Annotated in this window: 1 protein-coding gene; it reads left to right on the plus strand. The window is 67.2% G+C overall.

From position 1 onward, the window contains the following. Positions 1-1,237: hypothetical protein (locus QUG01_RS19890; protein WP_500831602.1), on the plus strand; the 1,237-nt coding region annotated here is incomplete at both ends.

The raw sequence follows: 1,237 nt of genomic DNA on the forward strand, positions 1-1,237 counted from the left end.
GATCTCGCCAGCAATCACGTCCAGGCCAAGGTCAATCTCAGCGCCAGCAACCTCGCCAACGGCGGCAGCGCCCAGGTATCGATCAGCGATGGCGGCGCCAGCAGCAGCGTCACCGTCCATAGCGACGGCTCGGTCACCAGCAGCAATCCGGCTGTCAGCGCCAGCTACGCCAATGGCGTGTTGACCCTCAGCCTGCCGGAGCCGGCCAACGGCCAGGCGGTCAGCGTCTCCGCCACCCAAAGCAACGCCTTGGGCAATGTGTCCCCTACCGGCAGCGCCAGCGGCACGCTGAATCTGACCCCACCCGATGCGCCGACCGTCTCGATTGTCGAGCACAGCGGGCAGCTGATCGGCAGCAGCGATCTCAGCAGCAACCACGTCCAGGCCACCGTCAACCTCAGCGCCGTCAATCTCAGCAGCGGCGGCAGCGCGCTGGTCACCATCAGCGACGGCGGCGCCAACAGCACCGTCACCGTGCATAGCAATGGCTCGGTCACCAGCAGCAGCGCGACGGTGTCCGGCCACTACGCCAACGGCGTGTTGACCCTCAGCCTGCCGGAGCCGGCCAACGGCCAGGCGGTCAGCGTCTCCGCCACCCAAAGCAACGCCTTGGGCAATGTGTCCCCTACCGGCAGCGCCAGCGGCACGCTGAATCTGACCCCACCCGATGCGCCGACCGTCTCGATTGTCGAGCACAGCGGGCAGCTGATCGGCAGCAGCGATCTCAGCAGCAACCACGTCCAGGCCACCGTCAACCTCAGCGCCGTCAATCTCAGCAGCGGCGGCAGCGCGCTGGTCACCATCAGCGACGGCGGCGCCAACAGCACCGTCACCGTGCATAGCAATGGCTCGGTCACCAGCAGCAGCGCGACGGTGTCCGGCCACTACGCCAACGGCGTGTTGACCCTCAGCCTGCCGGAGCCGGCCAACGGCCAGGCGGTCAGCGTCTCCGCCACCCAAACCAATGCGCTGGGCAATGTGTCCACCGCCGGCAGCGCCAGCGGCACGCTGAATTTGACGCCGCCGGATGCGCCGACCGTCTCGATTGTCGAGCATAGCGGCAAGCAGATCTCCAGCCCGGACCTGGCCGGCGGCCACGTCCAGGCCTCGGTGCATTTAAGCGATAGCAATCTGACTAGCGGCGGCAGCGCGCTGATCACCATCAAGGATGGCAGCGCCAGCAGCACGGTCAGCGTCCACAGCGACGGCTCGGTGACCAGCAGCAATCCGGCCGTCA

Source organism: Chromobacterium sp. CCUG 76385 (assembly GCF_059916625.1).